This is a genomic window from Polyangiaceae bacterium (assembly GCA_016715885.1).
Lineage (GTDB): Bacteria > Myxococcota_A > Polyangia > Polyangiales > Polyangiaceae > Polyangium.
The window spans coordinates 194,807-219,526 of record JADJXL010000015.1; the positions used below are offsets into that span (position 1 = coordinate 194,807).

General features: G+C 59.5%; 23 protein-coding genes, 2 tRNA genes and 1 pseudogene. 18 read left to right on the forward strand and 8 right to left on the reverse strand.

Annotation, left to right across the window (positions count from 1 at the left end; genetic code table 11):
- Window positions 1–37: 37 nt before the first annotated feature.
- On the reverse strand, window positions 38–796 hold the full coding sequence (locus IPM54_14350; protein ID MBK9260978.1) for a porin family protein: 759 nt from the start codon (window positions 794–796) through the stop codon (window positions 38–40).
- Window positions 797–880: 84 nt separating this feature from the next.
- On the opposite strand from IPM54_14350, the gene IPM54_14355 reads away from it, so the two are divergent.
- The 4 genes from IPM54_14355 to rpsI all read left to right on the forward strand — a co-directional run bounded on the left by IPM54_14355 (window position 881) and on the right by rpsI (window position 2,245).
- Window positions 881–967 (forward strand) — tRNA-Ser (locus IPM54_14355).
- Between the two features lie 103 nt (window positions 968–1,070).
- Window positions 1,071–1,155, forward strand: a tRNA-Ser gene (locus IPM54_14360).
- Window positions 1,156–1,388: 233 nt separating this feature from the next.
- On the forward strand, window positions 1,389–1,832 hold the full coding sequence (gene rplM, locus IPM54_14365) for a 50S ribosomal protein L13 (protein MBK9260979.1): 444 nt from the start codon (window positions 1,389–1,391) through the stop codon (window positions 1,830–1,832).
- 14 nt (window positions 1,833–1,846) lie between these two features.
- Window positions 1,847–2,245: a 30S ribosomal protein S9 gene (gene rpsI, locus IPM54_14370; GenBank protein MBK9260980.1), complete on the forward strand. Its 399-nt coding sequence runs from the start codon at window positions 1,847–1,849 to the stop codon at window positions 2,243–2,245.
- 211 nt (window positions 2,246–2,456) lie between these two features.
- Here the strand turns inward: rpsI and IPM54_14375 are convergent, their stop codons facing one another.
- Entirely contained in the window at window positions 2,457–4,367 is a 1,911-nt protein-coding gene (locus IPM54_14375) for a M23 family metallopeptidase (GenBank protein MBK9260981.1), read from the reverse strand.
- A gap of 208 nt (window positions 4,368–4,575) precedes the next feature.
- Here IPM54_14375 and IPM54_14380 point away from each other — a divergent pair, with 208 nt between their 5' ends.
- From IPM54_14380 to IPM54_14400, 5 genes are all read left to right on the forward strand, one after another.
- Window positions 4,576–5,328: a tetratricopeptide repeat protein gene (locus IPM54_14380; GenBank protein MBK9260982.1), complete on the forward strand. Its 753-nt coding sequence runs from the start codon at window positions 4,576–4,578 to the stop codon at window positions 5,326–5,328.
- A gap of 12 nt (window positions 5,329–5,340) precedes the next feature.
- Window positions 5,341–6,558, forward strand: coding sequence for a DUF2062 domain-containing protein (locus IPM54_14385; protein ID MBK9260983.1), 1,218 nt, complete (start codon window positions 5,341–5,343; stop codon window positions 6,556–6,558).
- A gap of 712 nt (window positions 6,559–7,270) precedes the next feature.
- The gene (locus IPM54_14390) at window positions 7,271–8,254 is read left to right on the forward strand and encodes an amidohydrolase family protein (GenBank protein MBK9260984.1); all 984 of its coding nucleotides are present in this window, start codon (window positions 7,271–7,273) and stop codon (window positions 8,252–8,254) included.
- A complete protein-coding gene (locus tag IPM54_14395; protein MBK9260985.1) occupies window positions 8,251–9,576 on the forward strand; it encodes an amidohydrolase family protein in 1,326 nt (441 codons plus the stop codon). Before IPM54_14390 ends, IPM54_14395 begins: the two co-directional genes overlap by 4 nt.
- Before the next feature lie 5 nt (window positions 9,577–9,581).
- Window positions 9,582–9,944, forward strand: a complete 363-nt coding sequence (locus tag IPM54_14400) for a hypothetical protein (protein MBK9260986.1) — start codon at window positions 9,582–9,584, stop codon at window positions 9,942–9,944.
- A 1-nt stretch (window position 9,945) separates the two neighbouring features.
- Here the strand turns inward: IPM54_14400 and IPM54_14405 are convergent, their stop codons facing one another.
- Window positions 9,946–11,604 (reverse strand): amidohydrolase family protein, encoded by a 1,659-nt coding sequence (locus tag IPM54_14405; GenBank protein MBK9260987.1) that lies wholly within the window; start codon window positions 11,602–11,604, stop codon window positions 9,946–9,948.
- Window positions 11,605–11,671: 67 nt separating this feature from the next.
- The gene (locus tag IPM54_14410; GenBank protein MBK9260988.1) at window positions 11,672–12,796 is read right to left on the reverse strand and encodes a hypothetical protein; all 1,125 of its coding nucleotides are present in this window, start codon (window positions 12,794–12,796) and stop codon (window positions 11,672–11,674) included.
- A gap of 393 nt (window positions 12,797–13,189) precedes the next feature.
- On the opposite strand from IPM54_14410, the gene IPM54_14415 reads away from it, so the two are divergent.
- The 6 genes from IPM54_14415 (at window position 13,190) to IPM54_14440 (ending at window position 18,467) form a co-directional block, all read left to right on the forward strand.
- Window positions 13,190–13,492 carry a hypothetical protein gene (locus IPM54_14415; protein ID MBK9260989.1) on the forward strand — a complete coding sequence of 101 codons (303 nt, stop codon included), beginning with the start codon at window positions 13,190–13,192 and terminating at the stop codon, window positions 13,490–13,492.
- Window positions 13,489–14,076: a sigma-70 family RNA polymerase sigma factor gene (locus IPM54_14420; protein ID MBK9260990.1), complete on the forward strand. Its 588-nt coding sequence runs from the start codon at window positions 13,489–13,491 to the stop codon at window positions 14,074–14,076. The genes IPM54_14415 and IPM54_14420 overlap by 4 nt, the downstream gene beginning before the upstream one ends.
- 830 nt (window positions 14,077–14,906) lie before the next feature.
- Entirely contained in the window at window positions 14,907–15,203 is a 297-nt protein-coding gene (locus IPM54_14425; protein ID MBK9260991.1) for a hypothetical protein, read from the forward strand.
- Window positions 15,204–15,208: 5 nt separating this feature from the next.
- Window positions 15,209–16,156: a hypothetical protein gene (locus tag IPM54_14430; GenBank protein MBK9260992.1), complete on the forward strand. Its 948-nt coding sequence runs from the start codon at window positions 15,209–15,211 to the stop codon at window positions 16,154–16,156.
- Window positions 16,157–16,169: 13 nt separating this feature from the next.
- Window positions 16,170–16,421 carry a hypothetical protein gene (locus IPM54_14435; protein MBK9260993.1) on the forward strand — a complete coding sequence of 84 codons (252 nt, stop codon included), beginning with the start codon at window positions 16,170–16,172 and terminating at the stop codon, window positions 16,419–16,421.
- A gap of 309 nt (window positions 16,422–16,730) precedes the next feature.
- Window positions 16,731–18,467 (forward strand): site-specific integrase, encoded by a 1,737-nt coding sequence (locus IPM54_14440; GenBank protein ID MBK9260994.1) that lies wholly within the window; start codon window positions 16,731–16,733, stop codon window positions 18,465–18,467.
- Window positions 18,468–18,473: 6 nt separating this feature from the next.
- On the opposite strand, the pseudogene IPM54_14445 reads toward IPM54_14440, so the two are convergent.
- The 3 genes and pseudogenes from IPM54_14445 to IPM54_14455 form a co-directional block, all read right to left on the reverse strand.
- Window positions 18,474–20,274: pseudogene (locus tag IPM54_14445) on the reverse strand (ATP-binding cassette domain-containing protein).
- A gap of 44 nt (window positions 20,275–20,318) precedes the next feature.
- On the reverse strand, window positions 20,319–20,624 hold the full coding sequence (locus IPM54_14450; GenBank protein ID MBK9260995.1) for a hypothetical protein: 306 nt from the start codon (window positions 20,622–20,624) through the stop codon (window positions 20,319–20,321).
- A gap of 105 nt (window positions 20,625–20,729) precedes the next feature.
- A complete protein-coding gene (locus IPM54_14455; GenBank protein MBK9260996.1) occupies window positions 20,730–21,212 on the reverse strand; it encodes a hypothetical protein in 483 nt (160 codons plus the stop codon).
- Window positions 21,213–21,274: 62 nt separating this feature from the next.
- Between IPM54_14455 and ligD the strand changes: the two genes are divergently transcribed.
- From ligD to IPM54_14470, 3 genes are all read left to right on the forward strand, one after another.
- A complete protein-coding gene (gene ligD, locus IPM54_14460) occupies window positions 21,275–22,354 on the forward strand; it encodes a non-homologous end-joining DNA ligase (GenBank protein ID MBK9260997.1) in 1,080 nt (359 codons plus the stop codon).
- Between the two features lie 246 nt (window positions 22,355–22,600).
- On the forward strand, window positions 22,601–22,828 hold the full coding sequence (locus IPM54_14465; GenBank protein ID MBK9260998.1) for a hypothetical protein: 228 nt from the start codon (window positions 22,601–22,603) through the stop codon (window positions 22,826–22,828).
- Window positions 22,829–23,139: 311 nt separating this feature from the next.
- Entirely contained in the window at window positions 23,140–24,000 is an 861-nt protein-coding gene (locus IPM54_14470) for a hypothetical protein (protein ID MBK9260999.1), read from the forward strand.
- A gap of 89 nt (window positions 24,001–24,089) precedes the next feature.
- Here IPM54_14470 and IPM54_14475 read toward each other — a convergent pair whose 3' ends face one another.
- The gene (locus IPM54_14475) at window positions 24,090–24,674 is read right to left on the reverse strand and encodes an SRPBCC family protein (protein ID MBK9261000.1); all 585 of its coding nucleotides are present in this window, start codon (window positions 24,672–24,674) and stop codon (window positions 24,090–24,092) included.
- Between the last annotated feature and the right edge of the window lie 46 nt (window positions 24,675–24,720).

The following is a 24,720-nucleotide window of genomic DNA, read 5'->3' on the forward strand; positions in this document are numbered from 1 at the left end:
CAAACAGTCGCACCTCAAATAATTTCACCACAAACGGTTACGGCCGAGCGGGTTTCGTCGGAGTTGCTTTGCGACTCTCGGACATGTCGAAGCGGTAGGTGAGTCCCACGCGGAAGAGGAATGTCGCGGTCGAGCCTGCACCTGGGGCGCAGAACTGGATGATGTCGCTCGACAATCGGTACGCGTCGAACGATGCATCCGTGATGAACGAGACGTTCGATCCGAGAGGAAATTCCGCTCCGCCGCCTGCACGCAGGGCGAGGTTCACGCTGTCGCTCGCGGTGCATCCGAACGTGGCCGAACCGCTGGCTCCTCTATTGAGAAGCACGACGCCGCTCATTTTTGCATCTTGCCACGTAGCGCCGATGCCGACGCCGAAGTACGGGGTTACCCAAGTTGGTCCGGAAAAACGCACCTTCAGCGAGGCCATGACGGTGTCGAGCGAGCGATCGATGTGAACGAATCCGAAGGGTCCGACGCCGCTGTCTTCACGGCCGAGTCCGGTGTACTCGTAGGACAAACCGATCGAAATAGGCTCGATTTGATAGGCGAAACCGATGCCGAAGTTTCCACCCATGCGCCGCGTGATGTTGAAGAGGGGCGCGTCGTCGATGCGCACGGCGCCGCCCACGACGAAGAACGGATCGAAGCTCGTTTTGCGCGGTGAACGAGCGCTCGAGGGTTCCTTCGACGGAGCGGGGCTTTGCGCTGCGGATGTTCCTTCGAGCGAACCTACGAGGAGCGCAGCGGCAACGAAGACCCTGGTCCAACGAAAAATTCTCGCGACTTTCTGCATGGCCAAGCCTTACGCCGCAGCTTTCTTCACTGGCAAGAGCTGGAGCGCTTGACCGGCACGGAACCTTTTGCCATCTTCGCGCGCGGAGGGATGACCGAGAGGCCGAAGGTGCCTGATTCGAAATCAGGTGTACCCTCACGGGTACCGCGGGTTCGAATCCCGCTTCCTCCGCAAAGTCCAGTGCGCCGAAGTGATCACCGGGAAAAAACCTTCCCGGTGATCCTTTGTGGACCCATCGATGGACGACGTCATGTCGCACCACCGACGAGCGCCTGGAGAGGTGACCGAGTGGTCGAAGGTGCACGACTGGAAATCGTGTGTACGGAAACGTACCGCGGGTTCGAATCCCGCCCTCTCCGCAGACGTTCTCTTTCGAGTGGCCTTGCGCATGTCGCGGGTTCTGGAGAGGGAATTTCAGGGCTGATCCGCAATAGTCCGTCTATAGGGTTCTCCCGAGAAGGACGGGCACAAGGGTGGATCAAGCCTGATCCAAGTCGACAACATGTCTGTTGATCCTTGACAGACGGGGGTGTTGCCTGTAGAAGTGGCGCCCCTTTTTCAAGTAGCCGGTGTTCCCGCGGAGTTCCGAGCGATGAATCCTGTTCCCAAATCGTTCAGCGCCAAACCTGCCCAGGCGCAAGCAGATCAAAAGTGGTGGGTGATCGATGCCGAAGGAAAGCCCCTCGGCCGTATTGCTTCGAAGATCGCGACGATCCTGCGCGGAAAGAACAAGCCCACGTTCACGCCTCACGTCGACACGGGTGACTTCGTGATCGTCGTGAACGCGAAGAAGGTCTTGCTCACGGGACGTAAGTTGGAGCAGAAACAATACGTCCGACACAGCGGCGAGCCGGGTGGTTTCCGCAGCGAGTCCTACGCTGACCTGCTCGAGCGCAAGCCCGAGCTGCCCATCCAAAAGGCCGTCAAAGGCATGCTCCCCAAGAACATCCTTGGACGGGAACTGCTCACCAAGCTCAAGGTTTACCCTGGTCCTGATCACCCCCACGCGGCTCAAAAGCCGCAACCCCTTGCGTGAGGCCTAGGCAAGTCATGCCCGAGACGAACAATCGCATCTACGCCACTGGGAAACGCAAGACCGCTGTCGCGCGCGTCTGGCTCAAGCCGGGCTCCGGCCAAATCTCCGTCAACGGTCGCAACTCGGATGATTACTTCGTCCGCGAGACGAACCGGATGATCATGCGTCAGTCGCTCGAGCTCCTCGAGCTCGTCGATCAGTATGACGTCCAAGCAACCGTCGTCGGCGGTGGTCACAGCGCGCAAGCCGAAGCGATGCGACATGGCATTGCTCGTGCGCTCTGCGAATCCGACCCCGAGCGCCGTCCTTCGTTGAAGCGCGCTGGCTTCTTGACGCGTGACGCGCGCAAGAAGGAGCGCAAGAAGTACGGTCAGCCGGGCGCTCGCAAGCGTTTCCAGTACTCCAAGCGCTGATCCTCTCAGCACTTCCAACCACAGAGCCCTCCGACTCGTTCGGGGGGCTTTGTCGTTTGTCGGGCTTGAACACCTAACCACAGCTTCAGGGGCAGGGTTCCAGTTTGAACCTGGGGGGTTTGGGGGCCGAGGCTCGCCCAACGTGAACCAAAACCTCGCGTAGCGCGCGTCCCACGCGCGCGAAGCGAGCGTGCAACTCAAGGCCCGGCCGTCAGTGCGCCTGCGACTCTTCCTCTGGATCGTCTTCGGGCGGTTCGGCGCCTTCTGGAGCCTCTGGTGCCGCTGCAGGAGCCGACTTTGGACTCGGCGCCCCATTCGACATCGGTGTCGCTGACGAAACGCCCATCGGGAGCGATCCCAAGAGCGGCGCAGGAATCGGGATGCCGCTTTCGTCATCGTCTTCGGCGTACACCTCCACCGGCGCGGCTTCCGGTTGCGGTGCCGCGGGGCCTTTCGCATGCGCCGCTGCAGAAGACGCTCCAGCCACTGCACTTGCCGACGTTGCAGGAGTCGCAACCGTGCGCGGCGGTTCACGCGGCGGCTCCGGAAGCGGAATCGCATCGAGTCGCTTGTCGAGCTCTGCCTTCACTTCGGCGAATGCAGCTCGATCGACCGGGGGCATGACGCGCTCGCCGCCGAACTTGAGTGTTTCGGCGTCGAAGAATTTTCCATCCTTCTTCGCACTGAAATGCAGATGCGGCCCCGTCGATCGCCCCGTCGATCCGACATACCCGACGAGCTGATGCGCACCCACCTTCATGCCCATCTTGAGGCCCGGGGCAAACTTCGACAGGTGTGCATAACCGGTTTGAACGCCGTTCGGATGCATCACCGTCACGAGATTGCCGCTCGGTCCAGCAGGGCCCACCCAATCCACGACGCCACGAAACGCCGAGTACACGGGCGTGCCCGACGGAGCGCCGAGGTCCGTGCCGTTGTGCGGCATGACCTTCTTCAGCACGGGATGGCGTCGCTTTGGATTGAACCGCGACGTCACGGGCGCTCCTGGAAGCGGCGATTGCCACCCTCCTGAGTAGGGCTGTTTGCCCCTGTCATCCCAATACCCACGCGCCTCTTGTCCGTGAAATGCGTAGATGCGAATGGGTTTGCCCGCGGGATCCGCAGGTCGGTACTCGAGCGCCACGACGCGCTTGTAGCGAGAGAAAAGCCCGAGAGCCGTCTCTTCGACCGCGATGAGACGTATCGTCGAGCCTTCTTCGAAACTCTCGCTCGAAAGCCGCCCTTCGAGCGCATCGTCGATGAGCGCGATGACGCCATCTTCGAAGCCGCCGAATTCGTACGAAGCCGTAAGATTCTTGGACACGTAAAACGCGCCCGTGAATTCTTCTTCGGCAACTTTCATGTCGAGCTTTTTGCCGACCAAGATGCCGCCTTGATCCTCGGCAGCTTGAATGATGTCCGTCGCACTGACTTCGTACTCGAAAGCTTTTACGCGCTTCGTCGCTCGCTCCATCGCAACGTAGAAGCGATCCTTTTTGCCGCACTTGTCGAACTTCCGCATGTCGGCAAACGCCTTCATGATGCGGTAAACCTGCGCCTTCGGAACGTTCTTGTCGGAGAGCGCAGTGATGAACGACTTCGGCCCGATCGTGCCAGAGACGATCTCGACTGAAGGATCCTTGCTGAGCTCCGACAGACGCCACGGGCCGGGAATTGCAACTCGCTGGCGCTTCTTCGACTGCGGGTCGGATGATGCTTCGGGGTCTGCCGAGGAAGCTCCAACGCGATGTGCAAGCCCTGCGCTTGCCACGACGGCACGTTCATCACGCGGCGGAACGACTTGGATGAGCAGCGCGATGATCGACGTCATCGTCGCCAAACCAAAAAGCCCGCCGAAAATTGCCGTCATGCGTGGCGATAAAACGACACCCGTGTGCACGCGCGGCATGGTTCGGACGGACGTACTTCCAAGGCCCGAACCGAGCTGTCCAGGCGCATTCGCGCCGTTCGACAGGCCCGAAAGCGGACCGCGTGGTGCTGCTGGTGGTCCTTCCACTTCACGCCTGCGCGGCGGAACGACAAGGCGCGGAGGCTTCGTCGGGGCCGCGGGCTCGAGCGAATCTTTGCCCATCGGCGCTTGAAGGTTCGACGCGTCGTCCATGTCCTCCGCACGCAAGCCCGTGCGATCTGCGAAAGGAATCACCGGTTCCCGTGCGTCTGCCACACGTGGGGCGTACCGCGCCAAGGCGCGGACGGCAAGTAACGCGCAACCACATCGAACACGCGCGCCCTGGTCGAAGCTCCGCAAGACGAGCCACTTTTTGCGCCGCTAATTCGCCGATCCCGAGCGCTCGACGTAAGCTCGACCCATGCAAGAACGCCTTGAGGACCTGCTTCGAGTTGCACGAGACAGTTACGGACGCCGCGATTTCGCTTCTGCTGAACCGGCGCTACGCGAAGTGCTCGACCATCGAGGCGACTACCCCGATGTCCACAACATGCTCGGCGTGATCCTCCACGGGCGCAGCGATCTCGAGGGTGCAGTGAAGCACTTTGAACGCGCGGCCGAATTGAACCCGCGTTACACCGAAGCGCTCTTGAATCTTGCCGTCGCCCTCGCCGACCAGGGCGACTACGAAGGCGCCCGCGCCGCGTACGACAAGCTGCGCGCAGGGCACACCGGTACAACGGCCGATCCTTTCGTACGCGGCAAAATTGCCAACCAACACGCAGACCTCGCCAAGTCGTATCTCGACGCCGGATGTCCACACGAGGCGATTGCCGAGCTCCAGCGAGCCATCGACCTCTGCCCGGACTTTCCCGACCTGCACACGAAGCTCGCATCGCTCTACCGAGACCAGGGCAACCACGCGCTCGCCCGCGAGCACCTCGCGTGTGCCATTTCGACAAACCCGCGCTACGCACCCGCACACGTGCTCTTCGGCCTCACCATGCTCGCACTTGGAGCACCCGATCGCGCCATCGCGTCGCTACGCACGGCGCTCACGGTTGACCCGGGCAACAAGGCGGCCAAGATGCATCTTCGACGCATCGAAGAAGAACGCAACGCTCGCTCGTCACGCCGCTTCAACGCGATGCCGGATGACGTCACGAGCCTCTGATCACGACCTGCCTTGGCGACATTTTCTTTCTGGCGCGAGGAGTGCAAACGCGCCTTCCGCGATCTCAAAGGTGAAGACCTCACACCAGCGCGTCTCGGCCTGGCCGTCGCGGTCGGTCTCTTCATTGGATCGCTGCCCGTCTTCGGCCTGCATCTTCTGCTCGTGCTCTTCGTGTGCCTGAAGCTTCGGCTTCATGCGGTGCTCTCGTACGTCGCCGCCAACATCTCGAACCCGTTCTTCGCACCCGCGCTTCTCACGGCCGAAGTCCAAGTTGGAGGGCGCCTACGCACGGGGCAATGGCCACGCCTCGATCGCGAAATCCAAGCGGGCTACGGCGCGCTCGTCGACTTCGCCGGATACTTGCTCGTGGGCTCTCCCATCGTCGGCGTCGGACTTGCCGCAGCAGGTTTTGCCTTCACGTGGTCGTTTGTCTCTGTCAAACGCCTCGTGCGACCTGCAGCGAGCGACCTGCCGCCCTATCGATTGCCGCCCGAAGCACCCCTCTGGCTTCACGCCACCGAACGTGTTGCATCGCGTTACGCCTCTCCCGACAGCACGTCTGCTGCCGACAAGAGCCAGTTTCACTACGTGCGTATCAAGCTCGCCGTCGATCCCATCGCGCGTCTCATCGCGGACGTCGAAGGCCAGCGGCAGCACGCGCTCGGTGAAGTGCTCGACATCGGCACCGGCCGCGGACAACTTCCGATCCTGCTGCTCGAGCTCGGACGCGCATCGCATGCGCATGGCATCGACTGGGATCGCACGAAGATCATGCATGCTCGGCGCGCTGCTGAAGCGACGCCCGATGGAGCTGCGCCAGCGCTCGCCACGTTCGAAGCGGAAGACGCGCGATCATTTACGGCCAAACCGGCCGACACCGTCCTGCTCATCGATCTCTTGCACTACTTCACCATCGACGAACAAAACGCGATCCTCGACCACGCAGCGGATCATGTGAAGCCGGGTGGACGCCTCTTGGTACGCGAAGCGGACACCGAACGCGGCATTCGTAGTTGGGCCACGCTGCTCGAAGAAAAAATCTTCACGGCCGTACGATTCAATCGCGGCGAGCGCGTTCGATTTCGACCCGCTCGCGAGATCGCCTCACGTCTCGAAGCCCGCGGTTTTGCTTGTGAAGTCATTCCCGCCTGGGGATCGACACCCTTCTCCAACGTCCTCGTCGTGGCGCGTGCGCCTCTTCGGCCCAGGGAAAACCCCGCCGCTTCGTAATTCCGCTCATTGCCGCTTCACGAGCCCAACCTCGTTGCGTCCGGGTGTGCTAGCGTCCTCGGCGATGCCCGCTCCTTCCTCTTGCCGGCACTTCGTCGTGCCCCTGTTTGCGGCTCTTTCGGCGTGTGCTTCGAGCCAACCGGCCGCATCGCCTTCGACACCCAAATCCGCAGCGCCCGAACCCGTAGCGGAGCTTTTTCCGTGGGATCGAGCGAATGCTCCGGATTGGCAAGAATCGCCGCTCCCTTCGGCGATTCCACCGATTCTCATTCGCAACGCCACGCTGATGCTCGCCACGGGAAAAACCATTCCGCGCGGCAGCATGTTGCTGACGAACGGTAAAATTGCAGCGATTTCGGAAAACGAGATACCGGCGCCCGAGGGAGTGCAAGTCATTGATGGTACTGGAAAATTCGTGACGCCGGGCATCATCGACACGCATTCTCATATTGGCGTGTATCCGATGCCCGGCGCGGTAGCTCATAGCGATGGCAATGAGGCAACTTCGCCCGTCACGCCCGACGTGCACACGGCCGATGCATTCTGGCCGCAGGATCCGGCCATTGAACGAGCGGTCGCGGCGGGCGTGACGACGTTTCAAATTTTGCCCGGCTCGGCAAACCTCGTGGGTGGTCGCGCCATTACATTGAAATTGCGTCCGGCGCTCTCCGGAAAATTCATGCATTTCCCCGGCGCACCCGATGGCCTCAAAATGGCTTGTGGCGAAAACCCGAAGCGAGTTTACGGCAACGAAAGGCATTCCGCGCCCGGCACGCGCATGGGCAATCTGGCCATGCAGCGCAAAGCATTTCTCGACGCCCAAAAGCTCGAAGAAGAATGGAATCGTCATCGAGCGACGGAAGCGAAGCGCATTGCCGAAGACAACAAAGCAGCGACCGCTTACGCTGCCGAAGTCGAGAATCGGAAAAAGCAGCAAGCCGAATGCAAATCCGATCCGTTCCTTCCCGCGTGTGTACACTGGCAAGAAACCTGGGACAAACCACTCGCGCCTCCCGTGCCAAGCCCACCAAGCGCTCCACCACCGCGCGATCCAGCCAAAGAAACGCTCATTGGCGCCATGCACGGCAAAATCATGGTCCATATCCACTGTTATCGGGCCGATGACATGCTCGCCATGCTTTCGCTCGCCGACGAAGTGGGTTTTACCATTCGCAGCTTCCACCACGCGCTGGAAGCCTACAAGATTCGAGACGTCTTGGCGAAGCGCAACATTTCCGTCTCCACCTGGGCCGATTGGTGGGGATTCAAAATGGAAGCGTACGACGGCATTCCGGAAAACCTCGCCCTCATCCAGGAATCGGGCGGCGTGCCCATTCTGCATACCGACTCGCCCGAAGGCATCCAGCGCATGAATCAAGAAGCCGCAAAGGCGCTCGCGAGTGGACGGCACGCGGGCATTGCCGTCACCGAGGAAGACGCGATTCGTTGGATCACCGCCAATCCAGCTTGGGCTCTCGGCATCGAGCAGCGCACCGGAACGCTCGAAGTGGGCAAAGACGCCGACGTCGTCCTTTGGGATCGCAATCCTTTTTCAGTTTATGCGTCGGCCGAACGCGTGTGGATCGATGGACTGACCGTGCACCAAAAAGGTAAAAAGCGGCCGCCATGGAGCGACTTCGAGCTGGGACAAGACGCGGGCCGCGAAACCACGCTCCTCCCGGGAGGTACGCCGTGATCAAGAGCCGATCGTTTGCCGCGGGCTGCATTTCACTCCTTTGTGCCGCCGCATGTCTCGGTGCGGTCGATGCCAAAGCGCAACCTGCGCCTGGCCCTGCCAAACCCGCCGAAACCACTCCCATTGCGGAATCGCCCATTGCCATCGTCGGTGGACGTGTGGATGTCGGCACCGGCGAAGTCCTCGAAGAAGCGACCCTTTTGATTGACAAAGGTCTCATTCAAAAAGTCGGAAAAGGGCTCGCTGCGCCCGCCGGAAGCACCACCATCGACGCCAAAGGGGCCATCGTCACGCCGGGTTTCGTCGATGCCTTGACGTCCATTGGCCTCGTGGAAATATCGCTCGAAGACCATACGCACGCTGACGATAGGGGCGGAAGTGACCCCATTCGTGCTGCATTTCGTGCGGCCGATGGCTACAACCCCGCCTCCGTCGTCATTGGTATCGCTCGAGCCCATGGGATTACGTCGGCCGGCATCGTTCCTGGTGGCGGCCTTTTTTCCGGACAATCCGCTTGGGCGGACCTCGATGGCCCAACGCGCCAAGAAACGCTCGCCCAAAACAATCTCGCGCTGCACGTCCACCTCGATTCTAGCTTCGACGGCAAACATGGTGGAGCAGCAGGCGCCCTTCTTCGCGCCCGCGAGGCATTCGATGATGCGCGTACGTTCGCGAAGAACAAGGCTGCCTGGGAACGCAACCAGAGCCGCGCGTTTGCCGCAAGCCGCCTCGACCTCGAAGCCATTACGAATGCGCTCGGCGGAAAACTCCCCGTCGTATTTCACGTCGAGCGAGCATCCGACATTCTCGCCGCGGTGGAGCTCGCCAAAGAATTCAACCTTCGCCCCATCATCGCGGGCGGCGCTGAAGCCTGGAAGGTCGCCCGCCAGCTCGCGAGCGCCAAAGTTCCGGTATTGATCAACCCGATCGCTCCCGGCCCCACATCATTCGATACGCTAGGCACACGCGACGACAACGCGGCATTATTGCATGCTGCCGGCGTGCCCCTCGTCATTACGACCGGCGATACGCACAACGCCCGCAAGCTGCGGCAAATTGCAGGCAATGCCGTGCGTGCTGGTTTGCCTCACGAGGCGGCCATTGCTGCCATTACGCGAGCACCTGCCGAAGCGTTTGGCATGGCCGCTCGATATGGCACGCTCGCCGCGGGCAAAGTCGCCAACGTCGTCGTATGGTCGGGAGATCCGCTCGAAAATGACTCCCATCCCACCGCCGTCATCATTCGTGGTCGCAAAGTCGATTTGGCCAATCGGCAAACCGCGCTCTTCCATCGATACCGCAAATTGCCCGCGCAAAGGTGATTTTCGTGGAAGCGGCGCCCAAGTTCAGTTACGCCGTCTTCATTGCGCGATTCATGGCGGGCCACATTTTCGCGTACCCGCTGGCGTTTGTCTGGGCCGTCGCTTCCATGCCCCTCGTGACCCACCTGAACTTCGGCCAGCTCGAAGCCATTGCAAGCAACGACAAGGCCATTGGCGACTTCGTTTTGCACAAGGTTGCCTGGCCTGCGGGAATCGTTTTCGTGCTCTTGCACATTGCAGCGATCACATCCGGACTTGCGCAGCGCCACCCCAAATCGCAATATTTGTTTTTTGGCGGGTTTGGCGTGCTGCTCGCAAGTGGTGTTTTGTTTGGCGCGGCGAGCTGGATTTGGCTATTGACGCTCTAAATCACTCGCACTTCACGAGCGGCGTCAGCGGCGCGAAGTCCCACTGCGTAATATCCAGCGCGTCGTAGGCTTCGAGCTCCGTCGTGAGCGTCGTCGTAATTTCGGCCCACGTCTGCTTCAGTTTGTCCGTTGCCGTGCCCGTCGCTTCCGCCACGCAGGCAAACTTCGGTGTGCCGCAAATATCGAGCGCTTCGCAACCTGGAAGCTTTGGCCCAACTTCCACGAGCGCTGCATCGCCATAAAGCGCAATGCCATTGACCACGACGAGCGACACGTCGTTTGGCCTTGCTGCCACGATGGCGTCGTAAGGCTGCGTCACGTCACCCGAAATGACTGTCACATCGGCTTTTTTGCCCACTTCGAGCGATCCGAGAATATCCTGGAGGCCCAGCGCCTTGGCCGCATTGATGGTGACCATTTGCACCAGCATTTCGGACGACAAAAGTTCGTCCTTCCAGCGGTTTTTGTCGACTTCGTCCGCGAAACGCATTTCGTCGAGCAGATTCTGGCTGCCTCCGAGCGACCAATCCGGCGCCAGCGCAACGTTGATTCCAAGTCCGAGCGCCATTTCGACGTCCGTCGTTTTCGTGTAATCGGTCCCGGCACCATAAAGAAATACGTTCGACCTTGGCGACCACACGAGGCTCATGCCTTTGTCGGCCATGATCTTGAATTCCGCCTCGCCAAACGCGGTCCCATGCACGATCGTCGTCTCGGGCGCATAGAGACAACCGGGCTGGTCCGTGCTGAGCTCCCCGAGCTTGTCGAATTCGGCACGCGAATATTCGTCGACACCCTCGCCTCGATGAATGACGTAAGCGTCCGTCACGTCATCGGCAAACTTCATACAGACCGAATTGGCCGTCTCCGACGATGGCGTCAACGTCGCCACCTGAATCTTGTCTTCCGGCAGATCATTCGGCTTCTGATCGATGGTTCGCGCCAGCGAACCATAACAGATTTTATCGAGCGGATTGGCTGCGCCAACGACGCTCGTCGTGCCCGCCACGAGCGCCTTCATTTCCCCATACTTGTTCATTTCACAGCCGCGAGCCTCGGGGATTTTCGCCCCGCCATGCTCGGGCGGCAATGCCACTTCATTGTTCAAATACTGCTTCGCATCGACCATGGCTCCATATCGTGCTTCTTGGGGCCATTGATCGTGATTGCTGTACGGTTTCGACGGAGACCAATCGTCTTCATCGAAAATATCGAAAAGAATATGATTGTGCGTATCGATCATGCCCGGCATGATGACGCCGTGCGTCTCGATCACCGTCGCATCGAACGCATCCGCGTCTTTCGTACAGGACGCACCCACACACTGAATCGTATCGCTCTTGATGAAAACCGAGCCCTGAACCGGTCCCTCCGGAGTCACGACACATCCGATTAGCATCATTTTTCCGGGCACACCTACCTTGACGACTTCCGGCGCCCCCGGATTGGGCATACAAGCGCCCCCGAATGCTCCCGTGCCGCCTGCACCCGCACCCGCACCACCCGAACCACCCGCACCCCCATTCCCACCAGGTTTTTGCTCGTCATCGGTGCCAAGCACCGGCAGCGGATTGCTTGGCGTGGCAACCCACTCCTGCGTACAGCCCACGGCGACGATCGACCCTAAAACAAGGTGAATGGGAAAGCGCAAAGTAGCCACGACGCATACGATACATCCTTTCAGTCGCCGCGTCCGCAACTATTTTGCGCTTTCCCAAAGAAACCCATTACAATGAAGTCCCGCGGACTACATCGAGCGGCCCACGAAACCACTCCCCGACGAACAGTTCGTCCAAAAATGCATTCACGACCACGTCACCGTCCTTTTCCAGCACGATGGCACGAACGCCCCGGTCCGTCGCAACGAACGCACGGTCCTGCGTGACGAGCAGATCCCGCGAGAAAAACAAGTCGGAAACGCGGACGTCACCATTCAGCCATAACCCCGACATCAGCTCGACACCTGATTCGTCCGCCTCGACAATCCATAACGCGTCCGTCCCCAGCACCAACGTCGACGCGCCCACCGCAAGCGCCGCCTCCACCCGCGAAACCTGAATCCCCACATCGATCACCCGGGGCAGACCAATCTCTCCGCCCGTGACGCGACGAACCGTCAGCGTACCGCCCGCTGCGTCAAAAAGAAGCCCCGCGTCATGCGATAAACGAGCATATCGCGCCGTCGGTGGATACCCTGCTGGCGTACCCCAATCGAATTGCTCCACGATAGTGGGCCCCGCTCCACCGAATATCGCCCCAACCTTGACGAGCTGGTCACCGTAAAACCCATACGATAACGCTTCGACCCGCTCGCCCTCCATCCATACCGATGCTGGACGCGGCGCGCTCACGCTCGGAGTTATCGTGCCCGTTCCAAGCACCTTCCACCGAGCGCCACCAATGCCGTCCTCGAAAACCCACAATCCTTCCCGCGCCGGCAGAAGCGCCGCAACTCCATCGACCCACGCAGTATGCTCGCACGAATGCAACACCCCCCGTCCGCCATTCGCTTCGCCAAACGTATTCTCGAGCTTGCAAAATCGTATCTCGCCTCCCGACGCATCCTCGTTTTCTTCGTACACCCACACGCCCTCACGCCACGGATCCACCGCCACATCGCGCGGCGTCCCGCCTCCTCCTTCCACCGAGCTCTTTATTTCACCCGTTTGTCCATCAAAAACAGCCACGTCACCCGCTTTCGTAAATCCCACGATGGACGTCGTGGTTTCCTCGACGAAAACCGGATTTTCTTCGCCATATTCCGCTTTCTCGAGCACCTCGCGCTCGATCGACGCATGACGACAACCCAACATTTCGATAGCCACGACGAAGAGCAGCAATGTTCGCTTCATGTTCGAACATCGACACGAGCAACATGCCAGTTGCGTACGATCCCGTAACGAGCACGATTCCAACGGACGCAACCACGACGATCCAGCCACTTCGATCCCCCCGATCGCATCCGTTGCGCCTACCGCTGCGCCACTTCTGACCCCTCCCCGCGCCGATACTGCCGAAACCGTTCCCATCGCATCGACGAATGCGTCCGTAACGAATGTCGAGGTAACGCGTTCGCGTATTCTCGCCCGTGCGCTCGCAGCCGATGAAGCTGGCGATCATGAGCGTGCGCAGCAATGGCTTGCCACGCTCGCCACGCTCGGTTCTCCCGCCACGAATGCGCCATCCACTGCGCGCATGGCTGCGCCCTCGAACGTGATCCCGATGCGACGAAAGGGGGCGGCACGATGAAAAAACATTCACGCATTCCGCGCCCTCTTTATCGTGGCGGACTGTTCGAGCTACAGCGTGACAATCTGCGCGTATTGCTTCGCCAGCTCCGTCGTAAGCACGGAACATGGATCGCGTTGACGAATACGCTGCGCGTTCGTCGCTCGATCGTCGGCGCATTCATGACTGGGAAGAACCCCGGCAACATGACGCTTGCGCAACGTGTCGCCATTGCAAGTGGACTCGATCTGGACGTCGCGCTCGCTGGTCAATTCGTCATTACGGCAAACGGCGTCAAGCCGAGCAAGGGGGCGCGATGAAGTTTTCCGTCAACCTTGCGGGCAACCGTGTCGTGCATGCGACGCCTGAAGAAACACACGCCTTGCGCCCGTGCGTATGCGCAGCGCTGCGCCGATATGGCTGTCCTGAGCGCGAGATCGACGATATTGCGCAGCACGTCGAGATCGTCACGTGGCAAGCCATTCACGACGGGCGCGTCCAAGGGTTCGAGCTAATCGACCCCGAAGATGCCTTGATTCAATACATGTTCGTCGTGGCTCAACACGCGTTCATGAACTACAGGCGCAAGGCATCGACGCGGTATGAGGCATTTCTACAGGAGCCGATCGACTACCCGTCGCGCTCGCCCGTAGCTCGTTTGGAGGCGCGGGATCTGCTCCGACGCATCGAAGATCGGCCCCTTGTCGCTCGCTTCCTTCTGAACGTCGCGACGGAAGTGCCGTACGTCGAGCGCTACCACGACGCGCAGATGGGAGACGGTACATACAACGCGCGGCTTGCGCGCAGCCGCAAGTGGTTGCGAAGCGTCGTCACGTCGGGACGCTGGCGCGAACCGCCGCAGCCGAGTCCGCCCACTCCGTGGCATCGGAAAAAGAAGCGGTAACTTGGCCCGCTCCTATGCGATGCGGTTACGATCGCACAAGGCCAGTGAATAGCAGTTGCACGGGCTACCACGATCACAAACCGCGTCGCATAGGAGAATTCACGAATGGCTGTCTATTTGATAGTGTACGAAACCACTCGCCCAAGCCAAAACCTTCGCGACTACGTCGAAAAGTATCCGGATTCGACCCGCGTTACCGAAACGTCGATTGCAATAAAGTGCGACAAGACGTCGCGCCAACTGTCGGTAGAGTTGTCGCAGGTGTTTGGCGACGAATCGTCATACTACGTTTTTACGATACCGGTATCGCCTCCAGGTACCACGTCGTCACCCGTTGCAAAGTGGTTCGACGATCGTCTCCCGCGTTAGTCGCGAGCCGTCGCAGCCGACTCCGCCAACGCCGTGGCATCGAAGAAAAAACGAGAACGAAGGCGCCTCTCACTCGGACGCCAGCTTCACGCAGCCGCGACGCATTCGAGCGATTCCACCCACAGCGTTTTCCAGTCGGCCACCAAGAAAAAATTTTTTTGGGGTTGCACGATGTTCGTTTTGTGCATCGACGCGCTGTGGGCTTCAGTTTGTCCGAACAAACTTTGGCGAATTGTCCTTCGTTTTCAGTGGTTTGAAAAAAGATGTTGACCGTTCTTTGTCATCCGTGCTAGGCTGGAGTGACAACGCCTGGACGTGCGCATCTTTGCCTGTCAGTGTAGTGCATGAGCCTTGCTGACCTCCGTTCGCTTCCTACGACACCGGCCATCTCGATCGCGCTGCCCGCGGGTGCGGTCACGGTTGTCGCTCCACTTCCTGCCTTTGTTTCGCAGAAAACGTCCATGGCTGTCCTCGGAATTCCGCCCGATCGGTTTCTGGCGATGGTTCGAGCACCAGGATTCCCGCTGCGCGTCGCATCCGTTGGAAAGCTTCGCATCGTCAAAACGGAAGACGTAATCGCGTACCTGGACCGAATTGGCGAGACGCCATCGGCGCTGGGCAATAAAGAAGCCACCTCGAACGATAACGCGGAGCCGCCGATCGAGAATGAAGACGACGCTGCGCGCAAACTCGGTTCGGCGCTCGGTTTCACGTTCAGCGACGATCCGCCCGCTTCGGGCCGTAGGCGGAAGGGGTAGGCGTCGTGAGCGTCAATCCGCTTCACTTGCTTCGGGTTCTTGCGAAAGGAACGAATCCGATCGCAATGCCCGATGGCGGCGAAAGCGACAAGAAAACAATGCGGTTGGTGCTTCTCGCGATCGTGGCATCGATTGACAATGACACTCACCAGATCCCTGACGAGTGGCTCGTTCGGATCGGGGACCTTGCGGCGGACGTTGGTCATCAAGCTGCGGCACGCGCATTGAATGCGCTGGAGGCAGCCGAATACCTTGTTATTGATCGACCGCGTGGCCACGGAGCTCGAATCCGTATCCGTCTTGGTCCGAAGCTCGCGGATCCTCAGCAATGGGTCTATAAGAAAAAACAAGCTGGTCACGGTGAACAGGCAAAACCTTCTCGCCGAAAAAAAGAGCCTAGTCGCTATGACCAGACACAAGCTGGTCACGGTGAACAGGCAAAACCTTCTCGCCGAAAAAAAGAGCCTGGTCGTAATGACCAGACACAAGCTGGTCGCGGCGAACAGGCGCCTAGTCGCCATGACCAGACACAAGCTGGTCACGGTGAACAGGCCTCTCCTTATGTATCTACCCTGATGTCTACACAATCGGAGCAGAGACAATTAGGGAAGGACGATAGTGAAGATCCGTATGCGCAGTACGAGAGCGCAGGTTCTTGGGAAGATCATGGATCCGTAAATGAAGATCCCGTTGCAGCAATACGCCGCAGCTTGAACCACGATCCCGAGGTCGAATCCGAGGTGCGAGCACTGAAGGATGCGATCCACGAATACTATCAGAAGCGCCGATCGGATGCGGCGGGCGCCGAGGAGCGTCTTGTGCAAGTGCTTCTAGTTTCTCGAACCGATTCGATTGCCAAGCTGTCACCCGTCGACGTGGCGAGCATTCCGGATCGTGTATGGGAACTGGCGCGACAACCGAAACCGTCGATTGCAAAACCGAAAGCGGCATAGGCGGCGAAGCGTCATGGAGCTGGACCTCGCCGCAGTCGACGCCGAGTTCGCGGAGCTGACGGAAGCCATTGACCTCGCCGCAGTCGACGCCGAGTTCGCGGAGCTGACGGAAGCCATTCACCTCGCCGCAGTCGACGCCGAGTTCGCTGCAAAGGGCATCAGGACGCGTCCGGAGCGTCGGGGACGTCCTGGCAAGCGACTCGACTGCCGAAACGAGCTTGGCGGTGTCGTCTCGTGTCAAGTCGCGAGATCCAAAGAATCCTAATAATTGGTGACAAAAATCGCACAGTCGTTCGCACACAAAACATGTGGTTACTAAAATTACATGTAGATTTCTGTCATGACATTGAACTTTTGCTTACATCCGCTCGAACACCCGTGACTTGCCGCTCGGACACCGCGCAATGTCACACCGGACAGTCTATGTCCGATCGGAAAAATGAGGACTTGCAGGACCGCGCGGACAGATCGATCATGAGTATCGCAGTACCAAGAAAAACGGCGCCTCTCCCCGTTGCAAGCGAGAAGAGGCGCCTACCAACCACCCGACGTTGACTCGGGATGGAGGCGAAACGTGAGTAGCATCAAGACACGCGACGGGACAAATTCCCGGAGCGGACGACCGATCATCGGCGAAGCGTCGTTCCGGGCAAACGGTTACGAGATCCGGATCACGCTCGCGGGCAAGCGAACGACAATCCGTCTGCCAGCACTCGGACGAACCGAGACGCCTGATGCGACTGCGCGCGCCGAACGATACCGCGACGCAGTTGCAACGTTCGCACGTGAAGGACGAACCCTGCCACGCGCAGCACTCGAACCGATCGCGCGCAGCATCGCCAGCTTGCCGGAGACGAGACTCGATGCCGCACGTGAAGCATTCCAGATCATGCTTGCCGCTGGACGTCCCGCTGGCGAACTTGCCGCGATTCTGTCCGGCATCATCGCTGCGCCGAACGACGACGCCGCACGCGCAGCCGTCAAGCTTTCCAAACTTGCCGCCGATGGTCGCGCATCCCTACCCGCGGACGAACGACTGTCGTATGACTGGATTCCGCCGGGACTTGCGCCCGAACGCGCGGCACTGCTCGCGCCAAGCTCAGGGACCTTGCCCGGAACGTTCGGACACTTGGCGGAGCTTTTTCTTTCCGGTCGTCTCGCTGATGCGTTCCCCGGTCGAATTCACAAGCGAGCAAATTACGACTCCGATCGTTCTGGACTTCGCCACGTCCTGCCAGCACTGGCGAACGTTCCGTGTCGTGGATTGACGCTGGACCATGGCGAGCAAGCGCTTTCCGCCATTCCTGAGCGCCTTGGTCCGAAGTACGTGCAATCGATTGCGTCGAACATCCGCCATCTTTTGAATTTGGCGGTTTATCCGTTGCGTTGGACTGAGACAAACCCATTGCCTGCAAAGTGGGTGCCGCGCTCCGACGTCAAGCTCGAACGGCAGATTCTCATGCCCGCGGAAGAACACACGTTCCTTGCGTGCACGACAATTCCACTTTTCATGCGCGTATTCGTCGCCTGGCAATCGAGACAAGGAACGCGCTACATCGACGCCGCGCGATTGACCGTTTCGTCAATCACGTTTCAAGGTGAACGCGCGACGGTTCGTCTTGCCAAAACGAAGGATAACGATCCTCGATCGTGGGCACTCGATCCAGATGACACGATGATGATCCGCACGTGGTTGGAATGGCGAAAAAAACAAGGTGAGAAGCTCGATCCATCGAGTCCACTATTTCCCGGTCAAAGTGGCGGAGTCATTGAACCGTCATACCTTGCGCTGCGCATTCGTATGGGATTGTGGGAAGCTGGGGTTTCTCGCGCCGCACTCTTCACGCGTTCGCAGCATTCGTGGCCGCATGAAGAGCACGACCTTCGCGCCCTCTTCTGTACGTATTCGCTCGCCAAGGGGCGGCCAGCGTCATGGGTTTCCGATCGCACGGGACATTCCCTGGCATCGATGGAGACGTATCGGCGTCCAGCCCGTCGATGGTCGGAAGTGGAGCTTGGCGACCTCGCGCCCAGCATCCGAGCGATTCCGGAACTCGCCGCGCTCGCAGGACTCGAACCTTTGCCACCAACACCACTGCCCGCCCAGCCTGGCGATCTAACGGTGCGCCCGGACACCGCCAAGTTGCCTCATGAGCGGGTTTCGGCGCAAGTTTCGGCGCACGGACGTGATCGTCGTGGCCAGGAACGAGCAAAAAAAAGCGCTGAATTCAGCGGTAAAGTCGAAAGTTTCGCACCTGCGTTGACCCCGTGCATCAGTTCTATACGATCGCAAAAAAAGTTTGTCTGGTAATTTATTTTACACAGCCACCTGGAGCGCCGGCGCATGCCCGCCTTCGAGCTGCCGTTCGACGAGCTTCCGATAGAGGCCGCCTTCTTGCATCAGCGACGCATGATCGCCACTTTGCACGATGACGCCGTCTTGAAGCACCACCACGCGATCCGCTCCCATCACCGTGGACAAACGGTGCGCAATGATGAGCGTCGTGCGACCTTTCATCAATCGTTCGAGCGCTTCTTTGACGAGGTGTTCACTTTCGGCATCGAGCGCGCTCGTGGCTTCGTCCAATACCAAAATGCGCGGGTTTTTCAGGACCGCTCGCGCAATGGCCACGCGCTGCTTTTGCCCCCCGGATAGTTTTACCCCGCGTTCACCCACGAGCGTTTCGTATCCTTCGGGGAATTTCGTGATGAATTCGTGCGCATTGGCCATTCTCGCCGCGGCAATGACTCTTCCTCCGTCGCGTCCGTCTTGCCATACCGAATGTTTTCCGCCACGCTACAGGAAAACCAAAGCGGCTCTTGCGCCACGATACCCACCTGCTGGCGAAGCCATTCCGGCGACAAGTCGCGCAATTCACCACCATCGAGCATCACGCTACCCTGCGCCGGATCATAAAGACGCAGCAAAAGCCCGGCAATCGTCGATTTGCCCGACCCCGAAGGACCCACCAGCGCCACGACTTCACCAGGCAACAGCGATAGACTCACGTCCCGCAATACCGGTACGTCTTTGCGCGATGGATACGCAAAATGCACACGACGAAACTCCACGTGACCCTTCACGTCTCCAGGTCGATTGCCTTCCACGAGCGGAATCTTCGCCGATCGATCGAGCAATTCGAACACGCGTTCGGCCGCCCCGGATGCGCGCATCAAATCGGCCCAAAGCTCGCTGATGCCGCCCAGGGAAAACGCCACGGTGAGCGTATAAATCAAAAATGACGTCAGCTCACCCGCCGTCATTTTACCTTGCTCGACCAGGCTCCCGCCATACCACAAAACAATGGCCAGCGCAGAAAATGCCGCAAAGCTCGATACACTCATGAACGTGGCGCTCGTCAAAATGCGCCGCCACACGACCGCAAACGCATCCCACACGGCCTTCGTATATCGTTTACCTTCGGCACGTTCCGCGGCAAACGCCCGCACCGTGCGAATTCCGGCCAGCGTTTCTTCCGCGACTTCGTTTGCCCGCGCCAATGCATCTTGCGCCTCGCGGGCCAATTTTCTTACGCGCCGGCCATACGCCACGGCCCCAAGCGCCACCGGCGGCCCGACCCCAGCATCACGGCGGTGAGCTGCGGCGACGTGTACACCAAAAATCCAATGGCACCCAGCGATTGCGCAAAGAAGCGAAGCCCCATTGAAATGTTCACGCTCACGGCGTTTTGCACGAGCGTCGTGTCCGCCGATAGTCGGCTCGTCAATTCACCCGTCTTGTGCTCGTCGAAAAATGCAGTCTCCTGCCCCAGCAAATGCTCGAACAAATCCCGGCGCAGTCGCGTCACCACGCGTTCGCCTGCGCTCGTGAACAAGGCAAAACGTATCGCCGTCGCAACAGCTTGCACGGCCGCCAATCCCACGAGCGCCAAGGCCGCGCGGTCGATCGTCCAATGGCTAGCACCCTGCCCCACCGCTCGGTCGAGGATCACGCGGAACAGTTGCGGTACGAGCAGCCCCGTCAATGCGCCGATGATGAGAAATAAGGTGCCAAGCGCGAGCCGCGACGTTTCCGGACGTGCGAGCCCCAAAAGACGCCCGAGTGACGCCGTTCGTAACGTTTTGGTTTTTCCAGCCTGGGCTTCGTCGTCCGCCATCGTCGGGCCTCTTTACCATGAAAGCCCGAACGTGTGCTCTGTCTTTATCCTGCTTTTCGCTCTCGCTCTTTCGCCGCTCGCCGCGGCGCTGCCTTTTTCAATCCCGGACCAGCCTCCGCCGCTGCGGGCTCTTCGACGCGCGGCTCCTCGGGCGGCGCGGCCGGCTTCGCCTCCTTGGCCAAACTCTGGCGCAATGCATCGAATAGATCGATGACCTTTGCTTGTGGCAGCTCGGGCGCTTCCCGAATTTCTTGCCCTGCGGCTTTGCGCTCAATCGCTTCGAGGAGCCGCTCTTGATATTCGTCGTGATATTTTTTCCGGGTGAAACGCATCCGAAGAAAGCTGGCCAATCAGCCTATCCGCTAGTTCTGCTTCTTCGGGGCGGAAATCCGTTTTCATCGCGGGCACGACCTCGTCGAACGACCGCACCTCGTCCGCATAATGCACTTGATGCATCACCAGCCCCCGCGATAAGGCCGCAAGAGCACGAGCTGATCCTTTCCGCGCGCTCCATATCGAGCCACCCCGATGCGTTGCATACGCTCCATCGAATTGGACAGCAGCTTGTACGCTCGCGCGCCAGTTTTTTCCGGCCCGAGGTAGCTCGTTTTCTCGATATACAAAAAGTCTACCGTTTCTGCGGGCACGAATTCCAGCAGATCGATACGATCGGTTCGTTCGGCACGAACGGCATCCAATTCTTCGTCCGTTATTTCGATGTATTGCTCTTTCGCATACTCGAAGCCCCGCGTCGACTCCGATCGCTCGACCACTTCATTGTCGTAAGGACAAAAGTATTGCATTTTGAGCCGAGTTCCGCACTTCTTGTGCAGCATGTTGAACCCGATGCCATGCGACGTCGTGGCGGAATACATCTTGACGGGAATCGTCACCAAGCCGAACGAAATAGTACCCGTACCCGAGGATCGTGCTGCCATGAGCTTCATCCTTGCAAGTGCCGTGAAACGACACGTCGCTGCACACTGCGAGCATGTAATTCATGAAAACCGCCGAAGTTACGAATAGTGCGTTGACCGCGAACGAACCCAGCCGCACGGAAGCGGACTTGGAATCCGAGGCTGCTCGACTGGGTGCGGTGCAAAAGCGCATCGAAATGGGTTTTGCGCCGATGCGAGCCGTGCCGACGCCTGCGAAAGCGCCGGGCAAAGAATTTTCGTACGAGCTGAAGCTCGATGGAATTCGGTGCGTTGCCATGAAAAACGGCCGGCACGTACTTTTGTACAATCGGCACGGGCGGGAAATTACCCGCGTTTACCCGGAGGTCGTGCAGGAATTGGCCGAGCTCGCCGCGCCGCGTATCATCGTCGACGGCGAAGTCGTGGCGCTCGACGAAAAGGGTCGCCCGAATTTCCAGCGCATTGCCGAGCGCGCTCATCTTTATCGTCACATGGACATCCGGCGCGTTTCTCGACAGATACCTGCTCATTACGTCGTTTTCGATCTCTTGTCGATCGGTGATTACGACATTCGCCTTTTGCCGCTGTCAGCTCGTCGAAAGCTGCTCCGAGGCGCCTTGCCGGAGACGAATCGAATTCGCATCATCGACGTATTCGAGGGCGATCCCGCCCCTCTTTTGGCTTTTTGCCGCGAGCACAGCCTGGAAGGCATCGTCGCCAAACGCACGGAGAGTCCTTATCGATCGGGGCCTTCTCGATCCGACGATTGGGTCAAGCTCAAAATCGAGCGTGACGACGATTTTGTCATTGTGGGTTATACGTTGGGTGAAGGTTCGCGTGCCCGCATGGGCGCCATCGACGTGGCATCATTCGAAGGCGGAAAACTCGTTTATCGAAGCAAAGTGGGCAGTGGGCTCGATGATGCGGCCATCGATGTGCTTCTCGAGCGGCTAGCGCCGCTGCATACCGATCGGCCTACGGCGGTGGGCGAGTATCATCTTGCGCCGCGTGGTCGTGTGCACGTGCGGCCGGAAGTCGTGGTATCGGTGAAGTATGCCGGGTTTTCCGATGGGGATGGTTTGCGGTTTCCGGTGTATCGAGGCATCCGTGAAGATGTTTTGCCAGAGGAATGCACGGCGGCGCCGAATGTGGACCAGGATTGACGCGCCCGATTATTTTCCAGGCCGCTCCGCTGTTGCCCGCATCCCCCTTGCCTGGTCCTGAAGATGCCCACTCGCACCCACCCAGCACCGCGAACGCTGCATACGCCGCAACCGCCACCGTCCCCTGAACCCGCTTCGCCAAGCGGATTCGCTTACATTATCCGTGGGCCTCCATCAGCGTAAGTCACCACGCGCCGCGCTCGTCATGCTAAAAAGCTCCGCCAATCCTTCACAAGGAGCCTCCATATGCCCCGTTTCCTTACGTCAGTCCTCGTCGCATCCCTCTTTGCGCTCGTCGCCTGCGGCGGCTATTCCCAAGAGGAAGCCAAAACCAAGTGCGATCTCGCACGTCAAGCCAATAGCGCGTGCTTCACCGACGCAACCTACGACCAATGCTTGAGCTGCTACGAAACTTGTGGCACGGATTGTGCCATCGCGGAATCGTGCCCGCCGCAATACATTTGCGCCGAATAATTGCCGCACGTTGAACAAGTCCGCCCCCCGGTTCGTCTCTTTAGACCCCGCCAATCCAAACCCTCCCCCGCTGCGGCACTTCGCGGAGCGCCTTACGCAGCATCCGTTTTACCGGGCGGGGTAGGCCATGACGCACCCCGCTGCGCGGGCGAACCAACGCGGCCCCCCCGTCGTTCATTTTCCTCGCGTTCCCGAAGAACTCTTGCTTGATTTCTTCGTAAAACCGCGGCACGACTCATGTACGAGGCAAACTGGCAGTTCCCCTGCCACGATCGTTTTCCAGTTTGCCCTGCGGAACGAGGCGAACGAGCATGAGCATCGAACCTTTCTTCCGTGACGAACCGTTACTTCGCGACGAACCACCCGACACGCGAAAAGACGTCGTGACTCACCGCCCCGACGACGATCTCTACGCGGTGGATACTCCGCCAACCTATGCGATGGGGCTGGCCGAACGCCTCGCCGCACTGCAGCCCGACGGGCCATCGAGCTCCGTCGAGATCATGCTTCAACCCGAGGGCCTCGAAGCGCCGTTCGGTCTGACCACCATCACGCTCGATGATTTGCATCTCGACGAGCCCCTCGAAGATTTCGACGCCGAAGCTCAGTTCGACCGCAAGACGCTTCCTTCGGCGCCGTATCCTCCGGCCATTTTGGACGATGGCGCCGCAGGTTTGTCGTGGGACGTCCTTCCGCCGCCTTTGCCCACGTTTGCCGATTCGAGCGACATTCCGATCGATCCACCATCGGATGCAGCTCCCTCCGAAGAACCACGTTCGCCCATTTCCTCGTCGCTCTGGGGCAAACTTCAAAGGTTTGTCACGGGCATCAGCCGACCCTCGCAGCCAGCCGCCCGTATCGTCGGCATCGTCTCGAAGGCTTTCGCAACGCACGATCTTCGAGCTCGTCTGGACACTCGACAACGCCGCGCTCGACGCTCTTTCATCGCATATCGAGCACATCGTCGCTGTGCGGCGTCTCGGAGCGGAAGCTTATGCGGAATCGCGCGTCGTCGATTTGCTGGATACGATGTTTGGCGCCGAGCGCGTCGGGCCGGAGGGTGTTTATATTTCGACGATGAGGGCTCGCATTCCCGAAGTGACACGGCCCATGTTCGATTACGCGCTCTTGCGTCTGGAAAACCGCGGCATCTTGACGCTCGTTCCGGATGATCCGGGCCATGACGGAATCATGGATCCGGTCCGAGGCCATTTGAATCGATGCATTCTGCTTCAGCCGGCAAGCTGAACCTGCCGATTGATTACAATTTCGCCGCTTCTTGTTCGAGCTTCACGAACATATCAGGGAGAGCCTTCTTTTGCGCAGCTTCGATGATGGCATTGGGGAGCGAAATATTTGGCTCGACGTGCAGCGTATAGGTGACCTCGCTCTTTTTGCCCCCGTCCACTGGTTTGATTTCCCAGCTCCCAGTATTGCGCTTGTAATCGCCTTTTACGAGCTTCCAGCGGCGGGTCAATTTTTCCTCCGCGGATTCTTCGTGCGTCGCTTCCGTTACCGCCGTCAAATTCGAGAACGGAAACGGCATTTCGACCGTCACTTCGCACGTATGCTTGTTGCCTTCTTTTTTCACGAGCCGCGCGGAAACGACGCGAGCCATTCGCCCCTTGTACTTCGCGCAATCGGACACGACCTTCCACACTTTCTCGGGCGGTTGCGAGAGCACCGCTTTCGCCGTGATTCGCGGCATGTCACTCCCCTTCACTGCCGTCGTGCGCACCTGAACCGCGCTCGGATCGACAGCCACCGCTTGCGGCGCCACGAGCATCGTCGTCGCAACCAGTGCACCGAGCAACAAAGGGCGTACGGCAAAAGCGGAATATTTCATCGATCGAAGTCCTCCTCGCCAAGGATATCAGTCATTTTCCATATTT